At 62.5% G+C, this 18,603-nt stretch carries 9 protein-coding genes and 2 riboswitches; of the genes, 1 reads left to right on the forward strand and 8 read right to left on the reverse strand.

Annotated elements, in window-relative coordinates; translation table 11 throughout:
* Positions 1-63: 63 nt before the first annotated feature.
* The 8 genes from EK23_RS16120 to EK23_RS21965 form a co-directional block, all read right to left on the reverse strand.
* Complete coding sequence (locus EK23_RS16120) at positions 64-1,041, reverse strand: VPLPA-CTERM sorting domain-containing protein (protein ID WP_045226418.1); 978 nt, start codon at positions 1,039-1,041, stop codon at positions 64-66.
* Positions 1,042-1,126: 85 nt separating this feature from the next.
* Positions 1,127-1,206, reverse strand: a riboswitch (cyclic di-GMP riboswitch).
* A gap of 650 nt (positions 1,207-1,856) precedes the next feature.
* The gene (locus EK23_RS23980) at positions 1,857-3,899 is read right to left on the reverse strand and encodes a hypothetical protein (protein WP_045226419.1); all 2,043 of its coding nucleotides are present in this window, start codon (positions 3,897-3,899) and stop codon (positions 1,857-1,859) included.
* Between the two features lie 84 nt (positions 3,900-3,983).
* Positions 3,984-4,062: riboswitch (cyclic di-GMP riboswitch) on the reverse strand.
* Positions 4,063-4,126: 64 nt separating this feature from the next.
* Positions 4,127-6,283: a PKD domain-containing protein gene (locus EK23_RS21955; protein ID WP_158002529.1), complete on the reverse strand. Its 2,157-nt coding sequence runs from the start codon at positions 6,281-6,283 to the stop codon at positions 4,127-4,129.
* Positions 6,284-6,365: 82 nt separating this feature from the next.
* On the reverse strand, positions 6,366-8,798 hold the full coding sequence (gene corA / locus EK23_RS21960; protein WP_052808253.1) for a copper(I)-binding protein CorA: 2,433 nt from the start codon (positions 8,796-8,798) through the stop codon (positions 6,366-6,368).
* Between the two features lie 195 nt (positions 8,799-8,993).
* On the reverse strand, positions 8,994-11,348 hold the full coding sequence (locus tag EK23_RS16140; RefSeq protein WP_235282141.1) for a cytochrome c peroxidase: 2,355 nt from the start codon (positions 11,346-11,348) through the stop codon (positions 8,994-8,996).
* Between the two features lie 402 nt (positions 11,349-11,750).
* On the reverse strand, positions 11,751-14,003 hold the full coding sequence (locus tag EK23_RS16145; RefSeq protein WP_097991001.1) for a hypothetical protein: 2,253 nt from the start codon (positions 14,001-14,003) through the stop codon (positions 11,751-11,753).
* Between the two features lie 453 nt (positions 14,004-14,456).
* Positions 14,457-15,203 carry a hypothetical protein gene (locus EK23_RS16150; RefSeq protein WP_145998702.1) on the reverse strand — a complete coding sequence of 249 codons (747 nt, stop codon included), beginning with the start codon at positions 15,201-15,203 and terminating at the stop codon, positions 14,457-14,459.
* Between the two features lie 96 nt (positions 15,204-15,299).
* A complete protein-coding gene (locus EK23_RS21965) occupies positions 15,300-17,219 on the reverse strand; it encodes a Sel1-like repeat-containing protein kinase family protein (RefSeq protein ID WP_052808254.1) in 1,920 nt (639 codons plus the stop codon).
* A gap of 374 nt (positions 17,220-17,593) precedes the next feature.
* On the opposite strand from EK23_RS21965, the gene cysD reads away from it, so the two are divergent.
* Complete coding sequence (cysD, locus tag EK23_RS16160; protein ID WP_045226421.1) at positions 17,594-18,502, forward strand: sulfate adenylyltransferase subunit CysD; 909 nt, start codon at positions 17,594-17,596, stop codon at positions 18,500-18,502.
* The last annotated feature ends 101 nt before the right edge of the window (positions 18,503-18,603 follow it).

Consider the following 18,603-nt stretch of genomic DNA (forward strand, 5'->3'; position numbering starts at 1 on the left):
CCGCGCACGGGGCGCGGGCAGCGGGTCGACTCAGGGCTGCGGCCGTCCGTGGCCGCGGCGCGCTCAAGCCGAAGCTTTGTCCTTGCGGCGGCCGATGATGCCCATGCCCGCCAGGGCGCTGCCGAACAGCCAGACGGCTGCCGGCACCGGCACGGTGGTGGTGCTGATGGTGAGGGCGTAGTTCTTGCCATGGCTGCCGTCGGCGTTGGCGACGTTGGCATAGTTGCCGCCGATCCACAGGCTGTAGTATCCGGGCTGCAGGATGCCGGGGCCGTCGGTCACGCTGTTCCAGGTGATGCTGCTGGCATTGGCCGTATTGGCGTCGTGGTCCAGATAGCTGACGTTGGTCCAGGGGTTCTGCTGATTATTGAACGTGTGGTTGCCGTCATTGACACCGGTGGTCGACGCGCCGCTGAAGATGGTGAAGGCGGGCTTGAGGTCGCCACCGAGAACGCCACTGCTTTCATTGGGGCCATGCTTGGTGGCATCCGCCGCCGCGTTGGACAGGGTGATGGTTACCGGACTGGCCTGAGACAATGAGAACAGGATGTGGTTGGAGGTGTGGTTCCAGCCGATGCTGGTGCCGCTGCCGCCGGCGCAGGTGCCGGCCTGGCACCAGCTCAACTGGCCGACACCGTAGGCGGCATGGTCATAGACATAGCCGGTGGGTTCGCCGGTATTTGGGTCAAGGTGCAGCGAGCCCGGCATCATGGCGTCGTGCATGCCGTAGTTGGAGGCGGTGATGGTGCCAGTGGTGCCGTTCGGGGCCTGGTCGACATTGGTGAAGATGTGATGGTACTGCACACCGTTGCCGACCTGGGTGCCGCTGGTGGCGGTATTCAGTCCCACGCGCTGCTTGTTGAAGTTGATCGCGTTGTCCGTGGCGCCGACGCCGTTGACATTGACCAGGTGGTTGTAGCCGGTGAGGGCATTGACGGTGTTGAGGTTGCCGCCGTAGTCGACGATCGTGGCCGCCTGTGCATTGATGCCGGCCACCAGGGCCGCGCCGCCCACAGCCAGCGCAATAGAAGTTTTTTTCATCACGTATCTCCGTTCGCTAGTTGAATTATGCGTTGCTGGATGAACGGCCGGGGAACGTTCCGCGTCCCCGCTCCCGCCGTTCATGGGAGGCAGCTCAGCCATCTTGAGTCCCTCAAGATCGTAGCTTTCCGGCCCCGCCTCGCAGCGGGTGTGGCGAAATTGGGCTGGCGTCCCTGCCCGGCCCCCGTCCGTGAGGGCCGAAAAATCAAGCCGGAATTGGTTTGCCGAGGCTATTGCCCGGCGGTCGTCCCTGTTCCAGCGTCTAATAAGAGACACACTGACTCAGCACGTTGTGTGCCAATAATATGTGATTGATATATAGTGAATTAAATTGCTTTTACGCGGATAAAGTGCGGGAAATGACCCAGGTGACTCGGCTTATGCCATACGAGCTGAGCGCTTGCTTGGTGGGCGTTGATTCTGTGGGGTTCTTTCAGGCGGTATCCACCGCCAAAGGAAAGCGTGTTCTCTCGTTCCCACGCTCTGCGTGGGAACGCTGCTTTGGCGCTCTGCGCCGGGGGTGGACGCGGAGCGTCCGGGGATGGGCTCCGACGCGGAGCATGGGAGCCAGGGCAGGGTTGGTTCTCGTGGCCGCGCTCTGAATGGGAAAAGTGGCTTGGCGTTTCGCATTCTCTCGTTCCCATGCTCTGCGTGGGAACGCTGCTTTGGCGCTCTGCGCCTGGGGTTGATGCAGAGCGTACGGGGATGGGCTCCCACGCGGAGCCTGGGGCCCCCGGAAATGGGCAAAAAAATCCCGGAACCGTCGCCGGTCCCGGGTTGTTCAGAGTCACGAAGTTAACGCAGGTGGGAAGGGATTAGTCCTTGTCTTTTTTGCCCTTGTCGTGGTGGTGGTCATCGTCGCGCTCGCGCTTGGGCTCGTTGACGTGTACGAAGGTCCAGCGGGTGGTCTGCTTGGACTCGCCCGGCTTGTCGTCGGTGGCGGTGAAGTACACCTTGTAGGTGTTGCCTGCTTCAGCGCGGTCCGGCGTGTAGACCCAGGTGGCTTCCCACTTTCCGGTCTTCTTGTTGAAGAAGGTGTTTTTGATCTGGGCACCTTCGGGTCCTTTGTTGATGAAGAAGCGCACCTTGTCGCCATCCGGGTCCTGAGCCTGCAGGCGGATCTTCAACTGCTTGCCAGGATTCGCAGCGTACCAGCCAGCGGTCCAGTCAAACTGCGGAGCGCGGTTCTCCTGCGGCAGTGCCTTGACGTTGAGGGTGACCGTTTCCTCGGTGCTAAAGCCGTCCGTGTCGGTTGCTTTGAATACCAGGGTGTGCGGACCCGCATCGTCTGCGGTCGGCGTCCATTTGAACAGGGCATTGCCCTGGGCGTCGATCACCAGCACCGGTACCGCATGGCCGATCTTGCACTGGCTGCTGTCCCCTGATGTCGAAAGGCTTGGCGTCGTCGCGGCAGCAGTGGCCAGCAGCGTGTTTAGCGAACTCTCCTCACCCGAGTCAGACAAGGCGCTGCTCACGGTATCGGTCAGATCGCCGGCCAATTCGGCTACCGCTTCGTTGTCCAGGGTGGCGCTGACATCGACGGTCTGACCTTGCGGGTCCGTGCTCTTGACCAGCAGGCTGATTGACTCGCCAACATTGGAATCGCCATCGCCGCTGCCCGTAACTTCCAAGGTGGGTGAATCGGTGGGACCCGGAGTCGGGGTTGGTGATGCCGAAGGTTCGGGCGTGGGCGAAGCCGAAGGCGACGGACTCGGGCTTGCTGACGGTGCCGGAGAAGCGGACGGTGACGGGCTTGGCGAGGCCGAAGGCGATGGGCTCGGGCTTGTGCTCGGAGCCGGAGTTGCCGATGGGGCCGGGGTAGGCGTGGCTGGCGCAGGCGTCGGCGTTGCTGGTGTCGGAGTGGGCGTGGCCGGCGCAGGCGTCGGTGTTGCGGGCGCCGGGGTGGGTGTGGCTGGCGCAGGCGTCGGTGCCGGAGTAGGCGTGGCCGGCGCAGGTGTTGGCGTTGCGGGGGCCGGGGTGGGGGTTGGGGGCGGCGCCGCGCTGATGCTCAGGCGATAGTTCTTGCCATGAGAGCCGTCGGAATTGGCGACATTCGAATAGTTACCGCCAATCCACAAACTGTAGTAACCGGGCGCGAGGACTCCAGGCCCATTGTTGACGCTGTTCCACGTAATGCTGGCTGCGTTGGCCGTATTGGGTTCGTGGTCCAGGTAGGTGACGTTGGTCCAGGGATTCTGCGTGTTGTTGAAGGTATGGTTACCGTCATTCACCCCAGTCGTGGAGGCGCCGCTGTAGAGGGTGAAGGCGGGCTTCAGGTCACCGCCCAGTAAGCCCGTGGATTCGTTCGGGCCATGTTTGCCGGTCACCGCGGGGCCATTGGCCAAGGTAATGGTGACATTGCTGGCCTGCGAAACCGAGAACAGGATGTGATTGGCCGTGTGATTCCAGCCGATACTGGTTCCGCTGCCACCGGCGCAGGTGCCGGCCTGGCACCAACTGAGCTGGCCAACGCCGTACGACGATTGGTCGTAAGAAAACCCGGTCGCTTCGCCGGTATTCGGGTCGAGATGGAGCGCGCCGGGCATCATGGCGTCCATCATGGGGTAGTCGGAGGCGGTGATGGTGCCGGTGGTGCCGCCGGGTGCCTTGTCCACATTCTTGAAGATATGGTGGTACTGGACGCCATTGCCCACGTTGGTACCGGTCGTCGCCGGGTTCAGTCCGACGCGCTGTTTGTTGAAATTTATGGCATTTTCCGTCGCGCCGATACCGTTAACATTGGATAGGTGCTGGTAACCGGTAATGGCGTCGATGTCGTTGAGAGTCGTCGCCGAAGCATCAATGACCGCAGTCACCGACAAGGCGCCGAAACCCAGAAGTAGCTTATGGTTGGCCATGTTTACTTCCTTAAAGTTGAGATGGTTATGACGTCAGGGTGAATGGCTGAGGAATCGGATGCTTCCTCACTCCCGCCTTTCAGGGGAGGCAGCCCGCCATCTTGTGCAAGCCAAGACCGTAGCTTTCCGGCCCCGCCTCGCGGCGGGTGTGGCAAATCGGGGCTTGAAATCAAAGTGGCGCCGGCTTCCGCAGCAAGGTTGCCCGGTTACCGGCGCCAATCAGGCCGCTATTTCTTCTTCGTGGAGTTGTAACTCGACGCGCCCGCGGTCGCGGTGCCGCTTGCTGTGATGGGAACCCCGACGGCGACCGAACCTGTGCAGGTCTGGCTTCCATCGTTGGCCGAGAACGCGATCGCATAGACGCGTCCATCGCCTTCGTTCTGGCGCTCTGCCCGCACAAGGGCTTTGTCCTGCGGGAAGGCGTTCTTCTTGGTCTTGCGCTGCTTTAGTATCTTCGCGTCGGGTCCGGTCTTGTCTTTCGCCACCTTGTCCTTGACCGGTTCGTCCTGGTTAATCCCGGTGATGGTCAGGGCATAGGGATCAGGTCCCGTCACCCCTGTTACATCCACCTTGACCAGGCCCTTCTTGGGTGGCCAAAGAGACGTGCGGCTGGGGGCAGCCTGCGAACAGTCAAGCCGAGAAGCATCGTCGGTGACGGTGATGGACGCGTCGGCTTTTGTAGTGGCGGGGTTGGGCGCATAGTTGTCAGTCACCGTGACGGTGAACGCCAGCGACTCGCCGCCGGGACCGACGTGAGGGGCGGTAAAGCTGGCCGAAGCGCTGTCGGCGCCCCTCAGGTCGACCGGCGTGCCGCTAGTTTGCTGCCACTGATAGCTGAGGACATCGCCATCGGGATCGCTGCCTGCAACGGTCAGCGTCACGTTGCTGCCCTCGGTCACCGCTGGGCTTGCCGAAGCGGCCAGCACGGGCGCGGCGTTTTCGACTACGGTCGTGCTGACGGTGGCGGAATTACTGCTTTGCAGGCTGCCGTCGGAAACCCGGAGCGAGAAGACCAGGGACTGCCCAAGTGCATCGCTGGGCGCGACGAAGCTGGGTTTGCCGGCCGTCGCGTCACTGAGCGTCACGGAAGGACCGGAAACCTGGGTCCAGAGGAAGGTGAGACTGTCGTCATCGGGATCGTAGCTGCCGCTGCCGTCGAGGGTGCGGGTGGCGCCTGCCCGGATATTGCCTGCGCTGCCGGCGTCAGCCACCGGCGCCTGGTTTGGGCCCACCGTGATGTTGACGACGGCGGGATCGCTGGTCTGGTTGTCGGCGGTGTCCCTGACCACCAGCCGGAAGGTAAGCACCGTGCTGGAGCTTACGTTAGGCGCGTTGAAGGTCGGCTTGACCCCCGTGGCGCTGCTCAGGCTGACGGAAGGCGAACCACTGATCTGGGTCCATTGGTAGGACAAGGCTTTGCCATCGGGATTGAAGCTGGCGGAGCCGTCCAAGGTGACTTGCGCTCCCTGACGCACGGACTGATCCGCACCGGCATTTGCCACCGGCGCCGCCGACGGCGACGAGGCGGTGATGGTCAGGCGGTAGTTCTTGCCATGGCTGCCGTCGGCGTTGGCGACGTTGGCGTAGTTGCCGCCGATCCAAAGGCTGTAGTAGCCGGGCACGAGGGGGCCGGGGCCATCGCTGACGCTGTTCCAGGTGATGCTGCTGGCATTGCCGTCATTGGCGTCGTGGTCCAGGTACGTGACATTGGTCCAGGGATTCTGCTGGTTGTTGAAGGTGTGGTTGCTGTCATTCACACCCGTCGTCGAAACACCCGTGTAAATGGTGAAAGCAGGCTTCAAATCCCCGCCGAGGACACCATTGGGCTCGTTGGGGCCGTGCTTTCCGGTTACCACCGGCCCGTTGGACAGGGTGATGGTGACGCTGCTCTCCTGCGACACCGAGAACAGAATGTGGTTGGATGTGTGGTTCCACCCCGTGCTTGTGCCCGCGCCTCCCGCACATTCGCCCTGCTGGCACCAGCTGAGCTGCCCGACGCCGTAAGCACTCGCGTCGTACAGGAAGCCGGTCGCTTCGCCGGTATTCGGGTCCAGGTGGAGCGCGCCCGGCATCATGGGGTCCATCATGGCGTATTCCGAGGCGGTGATGGTGCCGGTGGTGCCGCCGGGTGCCTTGTCCACGTTGGTGAAGATGTGGTGGTACTGCGTGCCATTGCCGACGTTGGTCCCGGTCGTCGCCGGGTTCAGGCCAATGCGCTGCTTGTTGAAGCCGATGGAGTTAGCGGTGGCGCCCACACCATTGACATTGGACAAGTGGTGGTAACCGGAAAGGGCGTTGATGTCGTTCAGATTGGTGGCCAAGGCCGGAGTGGCTGCAGCCAGGGCGATCAGGCCGGCGACTGGGTGAGTTCTTACGGTATTCATGATTGCGCACATGGGGTTTTCTTGGGCTTGGACGCAGACAGCCCCGCGGCGTTGGGCCGCGGGGTGTTGCTTGTCACGACCTTCAGGGTTTAGATGCGGAAATGGTCAGCTTGAAATCCTTTTCCGTGCCGCCGCAGCCAGCCAGGTGGGTTCCTTCGCAGGGTCCCGGATTGGCCGGGTCCTTGGGCGCTCGCGTCAGGCTGCGGTCGGTGGAGCCCGCCAGGGTGGTGTCGTTGTTGAGGACGTTCTTGTAGTTGCCGCCGATGTAGAGGGTGTAAAAGCCGGGCTGCAGGTCGTAAGTGCCGGACACCGTGTTGGCGTCGCCGGCATCCTTCCAGTCGACGATGGCGGTGGTGTTGGTCCAGCTGATGTTCACCTGGTTCTGGAAGGTGTGGTTGGAGTCGTTGATGCCGGTGGTGCCCTTGCCGCTGTAGAGGCTGAAGCCCGGCTTAAGGTCGTTGCCCATGGGGATGGGCCCTGCCGCCCAGGAGGCGCTGGCGGTCGTCGGCGTGGCGTTGGACAACTCGATGTTTACTTTGGCGGCTTCCGTCAGTTCAAAGCCGACGTGAACGCCGGTGTGGTTCCAGCCCAGGCTCTCGCCGCTGCCGGTGGCGCAGGCTCCCGCCTGGCACCAGCTGAGGGCGCCCACTCCCCAGATATAGTTGCCAGGGGACATGGCGTCGGGAAACTTGTTGTCGTGGCCATAAACAGTCGTTGACTGTCCGGCCGCGAAACCATTGAGAATGTAATGGTAGTGGATGCCCTTGCCGCCCAAGCCCTGTGGCCCCGGATCGATGGCCAGGCTCGCCTCCGCACCGGGAGAAATGGTCACATCGATGTTGTTAACGCTGGTTCGGTCCGCCGTGGTCGGGTTGAGCTCGTTCTTTACGCCCAGGCCGGTCTTGCTGCCGCCGCCGTGACCTGCGCCGGGGGTTGTGCTGGAGGAACTGGCGTTCTTGCAGATATCACGGGTGTCCCCAGACTCACACACGGCCCAGTCCTCGGCCTCCAGCACATTGGTGATCTGCATCAGGTAATAGCCGTCCTTGGGCAGGGTGATGAACCTTTCCACCTTGCCGGGTACGCCATCGCTGACGGCGATGTCGTTAAGGGCGGTGGGGTGCATCACGAACTTGTTGGTGGGCACGTAGAGGTCGTTGTCCCAGGCGGCAGCCACGTGGTACAGGGTGTAGCTATTACTGGGCGAGGGATAGAGCGTGGTGTCGATGCCTTCGGGCATGACGTGGTCGGCTTTTTCCGGCAGGCCGGTGATGGTCCAGTCGGCCTTCTGCGGTACATTGTGAGCCGGCACGATGTCCACTGCTGCTCCAAGCTTGCCTCCGACGGCAATGTCCTGGGTGCCTTCCCAGTTCAGGGGGGCTCCCTCGGGGCGCCAGAAGACGATGAAGGCCGGGTGGCTGCCGGGAGCCGTGACCGCCGAGCCTTTTTCCGCCTTGATCTTGATCACTTCGCCGGCCTTGCCGTAGAAATAGCCCCATTTGCCGGTATGGGTCCAGGCGCGCCAGATGCCCTGGCCGTCCGAGGCAGGAACCGCGGTGTAGTCGTTGTAGCTATTGCCGGTGGTGGGGTCGTAGAAAGATACCTTGCCCACGGCCGGGTACTCGAAGGTCTTGTTCCAGCCGGTGTAGTCGCGCGGTCCTTGTCCCTCGTTGAAGGGTACGGTGGGGCTGGAGAAGGCGGTAGTATTGCCCTGGTAGGTATCTAGGGCCTCTGGCAAGTCCGAATCGCGCCCGTCGCAGTCGGAGTCGATGCCATCCAGGCGCTTCTCTTCGACGCCGGTGTTGCGGGTGGCGTCGTAATCGCAGGTGGCGTCCAGCGAGGCTTCCACGTCGTTGGTGTAGCCGTCGCCGTCGCGGTCCACGGCGGAGGGGTCGCCGGCGGATTTGGCCTTGCCGGACAGTACGATCTCGGAGAGCAGCATGGCGCCTTTCTTCTTCACCTTGGCACTGCCCTTGGCGGGGGTGTCGAACAGGGCGCGCGTCTCGCCCACCTGGACGTCGAACTGCGCGCCTCCCGGCACGGTTAGCTTGGCCTGGGCCGTGTCGATGTAACTCTTGGCCAGCAGGGCATCACCGCTCCACTTCAGGTTGAACTTGATGAATTTCTTGTCCCAGGTGACCCTGAGCTTGCCGGCGCTCAGGTTGATATTGGCCTTGCCCTTCTTGGGGCTGAACTTGGCATTGGGGTCGTCGCCCAGGGTTCCCTGAGCCAGCAGTGCGCCGTTGGCGTAGACCGACCAGGGCGTGGAGGCATTGAGTTCGCTGATGCCGCAGGCAACCCCGGCGGGGCAGGCGGCGAATTTCATGTTGCCATCGAGGGTGGTGTTATTGGTGGCAACTTCAGCGCCGCCTTTCACCCGCTCTCGATAGACTTCCTGATAATTCAGCCCTGCCGCGGTAACGCCGCCATGAGGGCCGTCGTGGGCAGCGGCCAGGGAGGGCAGCGTCGCGATGATGGCGGCTGCAAGGATGGTGTTTGAGGATCTTTTGGTCATGGATATGCTCCTGCCTGGTCTCTTGTTGCTACCCGGTCTGGCCTGAGGTCCGTTGATCCGGGGTGAAATTTGGGGCCTTCCGCCCTCTGCTTTCCCTAGGAGGGGCAGAGTTGCTTAGGCTTCGCGTTGCGCCGGCTCCCAGTCCTATTCCCTCCCACGGCGGGGGAGGGTTAGTGGTGGGGTGAGCGCCGGACATCAGAGGGTTCCGTCGCTGCCCTCGATGGTCTGCTGCAGGGGCTTGATGGGCTCCAGGCCTTCAGCGGTCCGGCCGTTCCTGCCGATGGCGGGAACGCTCAGGATTTCATCGTCCGCCATGCCGTCGCCGTCTTCGTCCAAAGCGATGGCCTCGTCACCCTTGTGGCCGTGGGGCACTTTTAGCGCCGGATGATCGAAGGGCGCTGCTTCATTGCGCACACGCTCGTCGGTCAAGCTCTTGAGGAACTCGAGCAGATCCTCGGTGACGTTGGGGGCTTCGCCCAGGATTTCCGCCAGGGTGGGCATTTCGCCCGCGGCGCGGTCCGGGTTGGTGTAATTGCCCGTGCGGATATAGAAGTCCAGCACCTGGGGGAGGGTCAGCGCCGACCCGTTGTGGAAGTAGGGCGCCGTCAGCTCCACGTTACGCAGGGAGGGGATCTTGAAGGCGGCGGACACGCCCACCTTGAGCAGGCTGGGCTGCCCATTCAGGGTCTTGTTCCATTCCGCCTGGGCTGCTTCCTGGGTGGGGACGAAGGCCAGCGACGTCTTGTCGGTCACCTGTCCGGTGTTGTAGTCGGTGACGACGCAGCCAGCGCTGCCTGCGGGGTCTGCCTGCAACTGCTCTCTGGGGAACACCAGTGGGTCGGAACGGCCTCCGGTGAAGGCGGCACCCAACTGGCAGGCCTTAACCTTGAGAGGATCAAGCACGCCCGCGCTGTCGCCGATGAGTTGGGACAGGTATTGCCGCGCGAAGGACAGGGGCTGGTTCAGTTCCGGATGCAGGGCGCTTGGGCGGCCTACGCCCTGATCGAACGACCAATGGGCCACGCCGGTGTTCATGAAGCCCACGTCTTGAAGGCGCGGACGGCCGGTCAGATCGGTGGTGCGCAACACGGTGTTGACCGAGTCGGCATCCGGTGCCTGAAGTTTGACTTTGCCTTTCTTGCTGCGGGTGACCGTCAGGTTCTCGGGGCTGGCCGCGGCACTGAAAAGGGCGCCGCTGTGACACAGCACGCAGTGCGCGTTGATGAAGTGCTGCATGCCGCGCACCTGGGCGGGGGTCAGGGCCTCCGGGATCTCGGCCAGGTTTTCCGGATTGGCGCAGGTCTCTGCGGGCGTGACGTCGTGGCCGTCGTAACAGCGCTGCACCCGCTTGGAATCGATGGGCGCCTGGTCGGCGATGAGGGTATTGAAGTATTCCTGCATGGCCAAGCCAAAGAACAGGGAGAAGTTGGCCTCCATCTGGGTGTAGGCCTCGTCGGAGTACCCGGGCTTGCCGAAGGGCGCCTTGCCGCCCTTGGGGGCCTTGGCTGACCAGTACTTGGCGTTGAAGGCTTTCTTCACCAGTTGTGCATAGGTCTGCTTCAGGCCGATGCCGTCGCCAGCTCGGTAGTTGGCAAGTACGCTGTCCTCCGCATGCACTTCCTGGCGTTCCAGGGCGCGGCGGCTGAGGAGTTTGCGACCGACGTCCGGGAACTTCCGGTTATTGCAGGACATCTCCTGGTTGTTCAGGGGTGGCCCCACCGAGAGTGACGCGACATGGGCGTGGCTCAGGGCCAGCTTCTGCTTCTTGACCTTGCCGCCAGTGTTCACCCAGACGCCGGCCTCGCTGTCGCGCAGGCCGAATTCGTTGACGCCGTTGAAGGTGTTGTTGGCGCGGCCGTCCCAGAACAAGCGGTAGTTGAGTACTGAATTGAAGACGGTCGGGGTGTTGCGCGGCTCCACCTGGCGGGCACGCAGGTCGCCGACATGGTAGATGCCGTCGTGGCCGGCGCGGTCGCAGTCATCCGTGCTTGGCCCGGTCTTGCTGACACCTTTGAATTCGCCGGCGTAGGTGCCTGAGGACGACATCACGTTATCGCTCTCAGCGGTCTTCGCCGACCCGTTGTTCTTGGGATTCGCGAACTGGACGAAGGGAAAATCCGCTGACTTGACCGCGTAGTTGGAGCCACCCGCACCGCCCGATGCGGTGCCTTTGTGGCCCGGGGCCAGCGAGGGATAAAGTTCGTTGCCCTCCGCGTCGGTGACGTCGCGCTTGCCGCCGTGGTTGAGTGAGTTCTTGGTGCGGTTGTCGGCGCCGGCGTGGAAATGGCAACTACCGCAGGACATGTCGTCGCTGCCCACGTTCATGTCCCAGAACAAGGCCTTGCCAAGGACGAGTGCGGCCTTTTTGTCCTTGATGATCTTGTTGATTCCGGGGACAGGCGCAGGCCTGACGTCCTGCAGGGAAGGCGGAAACTTCAGGGCGCCATGGGCGCCTGCCTCGTGCACCGGGGCAAGGCTTAGTGCAAGCGGTGTCACCATGGCCGCCAGGGCGCCCAATAGCTTTGCCTTGCCTGTCTTCAGCTGGTTCATGCAGGTCCTCTCGAATTCTTGTAGGAGATACGGTGCCGTTTCGTCCTGCACGAAGCCGGACACGTTAGCGACGACTGATAAAGCAATTGCGGTGCCAGCTATTGAAAACCCTTAGTTGGCAGGGGTTTGACGTGATATGAAAAGTTCGCAGTGATGCCTGCAGTGCGGCATATCACAAAGAGTGCGGGAAATAACGCAGTAAGGCGATGACGTATAAGGCGGAGCCGGGAGGTGCTTGCGTGAAGTCCGAGGCGGGCTGAAGAGTGAGGGGGATCCGAGTTGGCCGGGGTTGCCCGTATTCGGAGGCTACGTGGTAGTGCTGGAAAGGAGAAAGGCTCCCATGCCTGGCATGGGAGCGCGCGGGCCTGCGGCGTTCGGCCCCGGCGGGCCGGGGCCGGGAACTCAGATCAGCTCATCGCAGGTGTATACCTGCTCGGGCAGGGTGGTGGAGGCGCTGGGCGTGCCGGGATTGCAGCTGACCATCATGTCACGCGCCTGGCGCTTGAGTTCGATGGCTTTCTTGAGCCGGCTGTTCCGCAGGGCGGAGAAGTCGTTCTCGGCCTTCTTCTCCAGCTTGAGGGCTTCCTCCAGTTTGGCAACGGCGTCCGGATAGGGCAGGACGGTGCCGCCCTTCAGCACCTGGATCGCGTCCTGGGTCTCCTTGGCAGCCAGATGTGTGATCTCCTCGGCGTCAGCGCCGCGCAACTGCATGGCCTGCGTAGCCAGTTCGTTGGATTGGCGAATGTTCTCGATGGCGTTGAGGGAGCGCAGGAACAGGGCGACCGCCACCACCTGCGAGGAATCCAGCTTCACCTTGCGATTGTTCCTGGATGAGGTCAGGGCGCCCGGCGAGTCATTGAAGGCGTCCGTGTTGTAGAAGGCAATCGCCTCTTCCAGGCTGTTCACGCTGTGGTTGTGGAAGTAAGGCCCGGTGTCCGCCGCTTCCACTAGGGTTGGCGTGTTGAAGCGCTTGTCGCCGAAGCAGGGATGATCACCCAGCGGGTCGGTTTTTTCGAATGGTCCGCAGAGGTCATGCGGGTCCGTGCCGAAGCCACCGTCGATCTGGGCACTGGGATCCACCAGGGTGGCAAGCTGGTCACGCATGCTCTCGATGCCGGTGTTGCGGGTCGGGTTGGCGTGGGTGGTGGAGCTGCGTGCGCCGGCGTTCGAGTGGCAGCCGTTGCAGTTGGCGGTTTCCCCCAGCACCAGGGTAGTCCCGCCTGGACAGGCGCCTCCGCTCTGGTTGAGCTTATTGCCGTTGGCGTCTCGGCAGAAGTTTTCCTTGGTGTCGAACAGCTTCATGCCACGCTGTACCACCGGCGATTTGAACTCCAGCTTGGCCAGTTCGTAGTCCTTGCTGCGGCCCAGGGACAGCATGTAGGCCTCCATGGCCACCAGTTCCTCGTCGGTGGGCAAGCGGAAGTCGGCCCCTTCCACCCGGTTAAGGGTCTTGGGCATATGCTGCTTGACGGCCCCGATGGCAAAATCGCGCAGTGAGCCATTGGGGTGGGGTATCACCTGGTTCGGGTCCTTGCAGTCCACCGCGATGCCATTGGCCGGCGAGCCGTCGCCGGCCCAGCCCAGCGCGCTGGTGAATAGGGTGTCCTGCTGGAATTCGCCCTTGTTGCAGGGCGTCTCGATGTCGATGGAGGTGGCGAGGGCCAGGGTGTGCGGGACGCTGCGCATGACGCCGGGCTTGTCGAAGCCGTCGACGTTGGCCAGGACCAGGCCGAATTGGCGCAGCAGGGCCGGCTTTTCCAGTTCAGCCAGATCCGGGTTGGTTTCCGCGATGAACAAGGGATCGTCCGCAGGCAGCTTGGCGATGTAGGCCGGGTCGATGGTGTGATTGTTGTCCAGCCGATGGCAGGTGGCGCAGGTTCGGCCATTGCCGTCGAAGGTTTCGTTGAGGAAGATGTCGCGGCCCCTGGCGATTTCGGCGCCGAGCAGATTGTCCAGCGACTGCTGACCCCGGTCTTTGGGGCCAGCCGCGTGGGCCAGCTTGGGTAGGATGAAGTCGAAAGGCGCTGCTTGTGGTTTCTGTGCCGGCTCGATGCCGCCGACCCCGGCCATGGCCCACAGCTTGTCGCTGTAATAGAGTTGCTGCATCAGGCCGGGCGCACCGGTCAGAAGCAGCCCTTCCGCCGGTGAGAGGTCAGCCGGTGTGATGGCCACCATGTCCAGGGTGAAGCCCTGCATCTGGTCCCGGTTCAACTGTGCGTGGAATTCGCCCTTGCCGTCCCGGATCTCGAAGCTGCCCAATTTCAACATCGCATCACCGGCTTCGGGTTTGAGGGAAGCGTTCGCGTGCGGGCGGTTGTCCACCAGCCACGCGTCCAGGCGTCCGGGTTCGGCGTTGCTCAGGCGGATGTTCACAGCGCCGTCCACCAGATTGATCTCGGCCAGGCCCGTGGCCTTGCTCGGGCTCGCGGACAGGGTCTTGGAATAGGACAAACCAAGCCGCAGGACCTCGGGCTTGCCGCCGTGGCTTTCGTAGTCGGCGGTCCAGCGCTGGTAGCTGGAGCGCAGTTCGCCGATTTCGCCGTGCCCTAGCACCAGGGCTCTGGGGGAATCCTGTCCCAGCAGCGAGTAGACTGCCGGCCCGCCCGCCACGAGGGCGGCCAGGGCCAGGGAGCGGAATACGTCTTTCTTGTTCATAGTGCTCACTTGCCAGTTGGAAGAAAAGCAGGTATCGGACACCGGTTCGTCATGATCCGTATCTTCCCAAGTCGCGTACGATAAGGCGCTTCCGGTGGGCAGCTCTTAAGCGAGCACGCCGGTTGCGGGACATTAACCCTGCTAAAGCTATGGTTAAAGGGGAGAGAAAACGCCCCATGGGGGCGTGAGTCTCTGTCCTGCGTCTATCCCCGCCGTAAAGCCTACCCTGTCGCTCAGTCCGGTTGACTAGGCCAAAATCCTAGTGCTTGCGGGGATTTCACACGGGAGTTGATAAGCAATGTGCGTACCAGGTTTTGCATGACAGCAAAACAGGTCCTCGAGGGGTTTTAGTGACGGCTGGCGTGGACGCCGGGTAGGGCAATTGACTCGCGACTGTGTGATATCACGCACGGGCCGGAGGGCCATTGCGTGTGATCTTCCCGAGCCTTTGACTTATCGGCCCCAATAGCCCCTGATGGGCAGGTAGTTGTCTACCTCATCCTCCGTCGGCGCCACCGTCACATCGTAACCCCCGCCGCAGTGCACGGGCAGTGGGTTGCTGTCCAGATCGCGGTTGACGGTCAGTACCGCGGGCGCGCCGAAGCCTTCGACCCCCGTGCCTTTGAACTTTCTGGTGGTGGCGGGTATCCACAGGTTGGCCGTTCCGGCCTTGGGCGGAAAGACGCGGGTGCAGATGTCGGCCACCGCGATCTGCACGGTCAAGGTTTTTGCGCAGGAGGTGGATTGAAAGCGGACCGCAGTGAGGTGGAAGGGCACTTGACCCATCAGGTCGGCCGCCAGGGAGCCACCGGTTCCGGAAAAGCCGATGGTATTCGAGTTCGCATCCTTGATCGCCCGCTGCTTGCGAAAGATGCTCTTGTCTTGCACCGGCGTGGCGAGTCCGGCCAATCCGCTGCCGGCAACGATTTCCGCGGAAAGGCCGGGGCTCGTGGAACCGTCGGAACGGGTCACCCGGGGGCTCGATCCAGGGAATACCACGCTCTGGGCAATCACCGGAAGATTCCTTCCGGTGGCCGGGTTCGAGCAGCCATGTTCGATCGCCAGGCTGTTAAAGCCGGAGCGCCCCTCCGTGATGTTGTCGGTCACGTCGGTGTGGGCTGAGGCAAAACCGCAAAAGCCCGCATTCGACGCAATCAGTAGGGTCAAGCTTGTGTGCAACAGGTTCCTGGAACGTGCCACGTCATACCTCCAATTTGCTTCGGTAATGAGAAAATTCCGAAGACAAACAAGGCAAGTTCCGGGCCAGTGGATCGAATGGCGGGCCGTGGCGGTGGTTCAGTTGCGGGTTTGCCACTTCTTCAATAATTGTCGGGCACTGGCATTGCCCGATGCGGCCGACTGCTTGAGCCAGCGCAGGGCTTCATCGCGGTCGGCCTGCACGCCTTCGCCATTCTCGTACATCAGTGCGAGATTGAATTGGGCATCGCTGTTGCCTTGCTCGGCCGCTCTGAGGTACCAAGCCGCGGCTTGCTGGTCGTCGACCGGAACACCCTGGCCTTCGTCATAGAGCTTGCCAAGCCGGTTCTGGGCCATGGCATGGCCATTCTCCGCTGCGGTCCGGTACCAGTTGACCGCTTCTTGCATATCCGGGGAAACCGCCACTCCCAATTCGTAAAGCATGCCGAGGGCAAACTGTGCTTCGGGATAACCGCGCCCGGCAGATTCCCGGTACCAGCGTACGCCTTCCTGACGGTTGCGCTGGCCGTCCCGACCCGTCACGTAGATGCGGGCCAGGCCAGCCTGCGCTTCCGGCAAGCCTGCCTCGGCGGCCATGCGATACCATTTGACGGCCCGCTTGACGCTTCTGGCGGTGCCTTTGCCGTCTTCATAGGCTTTGGCCAGGTGCAGCCAGTCGTCGGCGGTACCGGTCTGGGCACGTTCCAGCAGATCGGCGAAAGACTCTCGACCATCACCGTGCGGAGCCTTACTCTCCGTCACGGCGACGGCGGTGGATTCGTTTGGCCGTGCCGGGCTGTATCGGGGCGGAACGGGCGTCGCCGGGACATCTTGGGCGCTGTTTGTGTCGTCAGGCGGCGGTGCGTGCCGGCCGCTGATCAGGCTGGTGAAACCGACGTAGAACAGAATAGTCAGGTAAACCACGGCGCCTAGGGCAAAACCCAGCGTCGCCGTCCGGCTGATCATCCGTCTGGCTGCGCGCACCACGCCGGAATGGGCCGAGACGGCATGAGTCTCCGATGTGCCAAGTTCGTTGGAGGCGGGCAACAGGGCGCGGCGGAAATCGGCCAGGGATTTCGGCCGGTCTTTGCGGCTCACCTTCAGGCCGAAATCCAGGGCCGCAGCAACCGCGGGCGAACTGTCCGGCTTGAGTTCGGCGAGGGGAATGAGTCGGTCCAATTCGCAGCGTTCTGCCGCGTCCTGCACGTCTCGTCCGCTGAGCAGCCGATACAGAATCGCTGCCAGGCCGTAAATGTCGGTCCAGGCCCCCATCTCGCGGGTGGACAGGTAGCGCTCGATGGGCGTGCAGGGGGAACTGGGCAGGGTCTGCAGGGACAAGGTGCGTTCGGCGAGCGCGATTCGGGCTCCCGAAAAGCCAATAAGCACGGGTTCGGTGGCATTCCTGATGAGGACTTTTTGGGGCCGCAGATCCAGGTGCGGAAGCTGCTTGTGATGTGCCGCCTCCAATGTGTCCAGGAGCGGCAGTATCAGTGCCAGGGCATCGTCTTCCGACAGGCGCGACAAGGTGGTTTCCAGCAATTGTGCCAAGCTCTGGGATTCGCAGAAGTCCTCGACCACATAGGCCGTTCCGTTTTCCTCGAATATGTGCCGGATGGGGATGACGTGGGGGTCGAACAGGCCGCGCAGTTCGCGCGCTTCACCGATGAAGGATTTCAGGCCAAAGGAGTAGGAGGGAGCCTCGCGCATGGAACTCGGGCCGGCAATGGGCGTGCCTTCCAGGCGCCTGGCCAGGTCGCGGGGAAAATATTCGCGCACCACCATGGGGACGTCCGAGCGCATGTCGCGGGCCCGGTATGCCAGGTTGAATTCGTTGGAGGCGCTGCGCAGCAGACGGCCCGTGATATAGCGCCCCTGCAGCAAGGTGTTGAGGGGGAGGGCGTAGGACGGTCGTCCCGTTTCGCCCGGATAGCCGCACTCCGGGCAGGGGCCCGCATCGCGATGGCGGGCAAGGCAGTTGGGGCAGTATTTCTCCGTTGAAAAGTCGGAGATTGCGCTCATGTCGTCCTTTTCATGGTTTGTGAAATCCCGTTGTGGGCGATGGCAAGGCTACACCCTGCGGTGTACTCGACACCGCGCAGGCCGTGCTATCCCGAAACCCGCTGTAGCGGCTTGTTTGCCGGATGAATGGCCCAAGCTTCGGCAGTCCAGCCGGCGCCGGGTCCGCTCCGATACCGGGTCTGCGGCAAAAAGTATTGACCATGGCGTCAATTATCCCCAAATGAGCCGGACAGTCCAAGACAAGCCGCTTCCCGCGCCCGTCGCGGGTGATTCGGGCCATGCGCACCAGTATGTTAAACTAGTCCGAATTTCAAGACAGTCGCGCGCCCGGCGCAATCAAGCCCGATTCCTGCGGTCATCCTCTATCGGTACTCATGAACCAACACAAGCTCACTCATCTCAAGCAACTGGAAGCGGAGAGCATCCACATCATCCGCGAAGTCGCGGCGGAATTCGAACGGCCGGTGATGCTCTATTCCATCGGCAAGGATTCCGCGGTCATGCTGCATCTGGCGATGAAAGCATTCTACCCCAGCAAGCCGCCATTTCCCTTGATGCACGTGGACACCACCTGGAAATTCCGTGAGATGATCCAGTTCCGCGATCAGCGCGCGGCGGAGCTGGGGCTGGACCTGATCGTGCACATCAATGAGGAGGGCGTGCGCCAGGGTATCGGCCCGTTCACCCACGGCAGCAAGAAGCACACGGACATCATGAAGACCGAGTCGCTGAAGCAGGCCCTGGACAAGTACCGTTTCGACGCCGCGTTCGGCGGGGCGCGCCGCGACGAGGAGAAGTCGCGGGCCAAGGAGCGGGTCTATTCCTTCCGCGACCGCCATCACCGCTGGGATCCCAAGAACCAGCGACCGGAACTGTGGAATGTGTACAACGGCAAGGTCAATCCGGGGGAGAGCATCCGGGTGTTTCCGCTTTCCAACTGGACGGAGTTGGACGTGTGGCAGTACATCTACCTGGAGGACATTCCCATCGTTCCCCTGTATTTCGCCAAGGAGCGGCCGGTGGTCGAGCGCGACGGCGTGCTGATCATGGTGGATGACGAGCGCATGCCCCTGGGGTCGGACGAGAAGCCGCAGATGCGTCTGGTGCGCTTCCGCACCCTGGGCTGCTATCCCTTGACGGGCGCGGTGGAGTCATCGGCAGCGACGCTGCCCGAGATCATTCAGGAGATGCTGCTGACCCGAACCTCGGAGCGTCAGGGCCGCGTCATCGACCATGACTCCACCGGCTCGATGGAAGAAAAGAAGAAGGAAGGGTATTTCTGACCATGTCCCACCAATCCGACTTGATCGAAACCGATATTCACGCCTACCTGGCCCAGCACGAGCGCAAGGAACTGCTGCGCTTTCTCACCTGCGGCAATGTG

It is taken from the genome of Methyloterricola oryzae (genome assembly GCF_000934725.1).
Classification (GTDB): domain Bacteria; phylum Pseudomonadota; class Gammaproteobacteria; order Methylococcales; family Methylococcaceae; genus Methyloterricola; species Methyloterricola oryzae.

What these genes read in the sequence shown, in the direction of transcription:
- EK23_RS23980 (WP_045226419.1), bottom strand. Translation starts at nt 3,899, where the DNA reads ATGGCCAACCATAAGCTACTTCTGGGTTTCGGCGCCTTGTCGGTGACT.
- EK23_RS16120 (WP_045226418.1), bottom strand. Translation starts at nt 1,041, where the DNA reads ATGAAAAAAACTTCTATTGCGCTGGCTGTGGGCGGCGCGGCCCTGGTG.
- corA (WP_052808253.1), bottom strand. Translation starts at nt 8,798, where the DNA reads ATGACCAAAAGATCCTCAAACACCATCCTTGCAGCCGCCATCATCGCG.
- EK23_RS21965 (WP_052808254.1), bottom strand. Translation starts at nt 17,219, where the DNA reads ATGAGCGCAATCTCCGACTTTTCAACGGAGAAATACTGCCCCAACTGC.
- EK23_RS16140 (WP_235282141.1), bottom strand. Translation starts at nt 11,348, where the DNA reads ATGAACCAGCTGAAGACAGGCAAGGCAAAGCTATTGGGCGCCCTGGCG.
- cysD (WP_045226421.1), top strand. Translation starts at nt 17,594, where the DNA reads ATGAACCAACACAAGCTCACTCATCTCAAGCAACTGGAAGCGGAGAGC.
- EK23_RS16145 (WP_097991001.1), bottom strand. Translation starts at nt 14,003, where the DNA reads ATGAACAAGAAAGACGTATTCCGCTCCCTGGCCCTGGCCGCCCTCGTG.
- EK23_RS21955 (WP_158002529.1), bottom strand. Translation starts at nt 6,283, where the DNA reads ATGAATACCGTAAGAACTCACCCAGTCGCCGGCCTGATCGCCCTGGCT.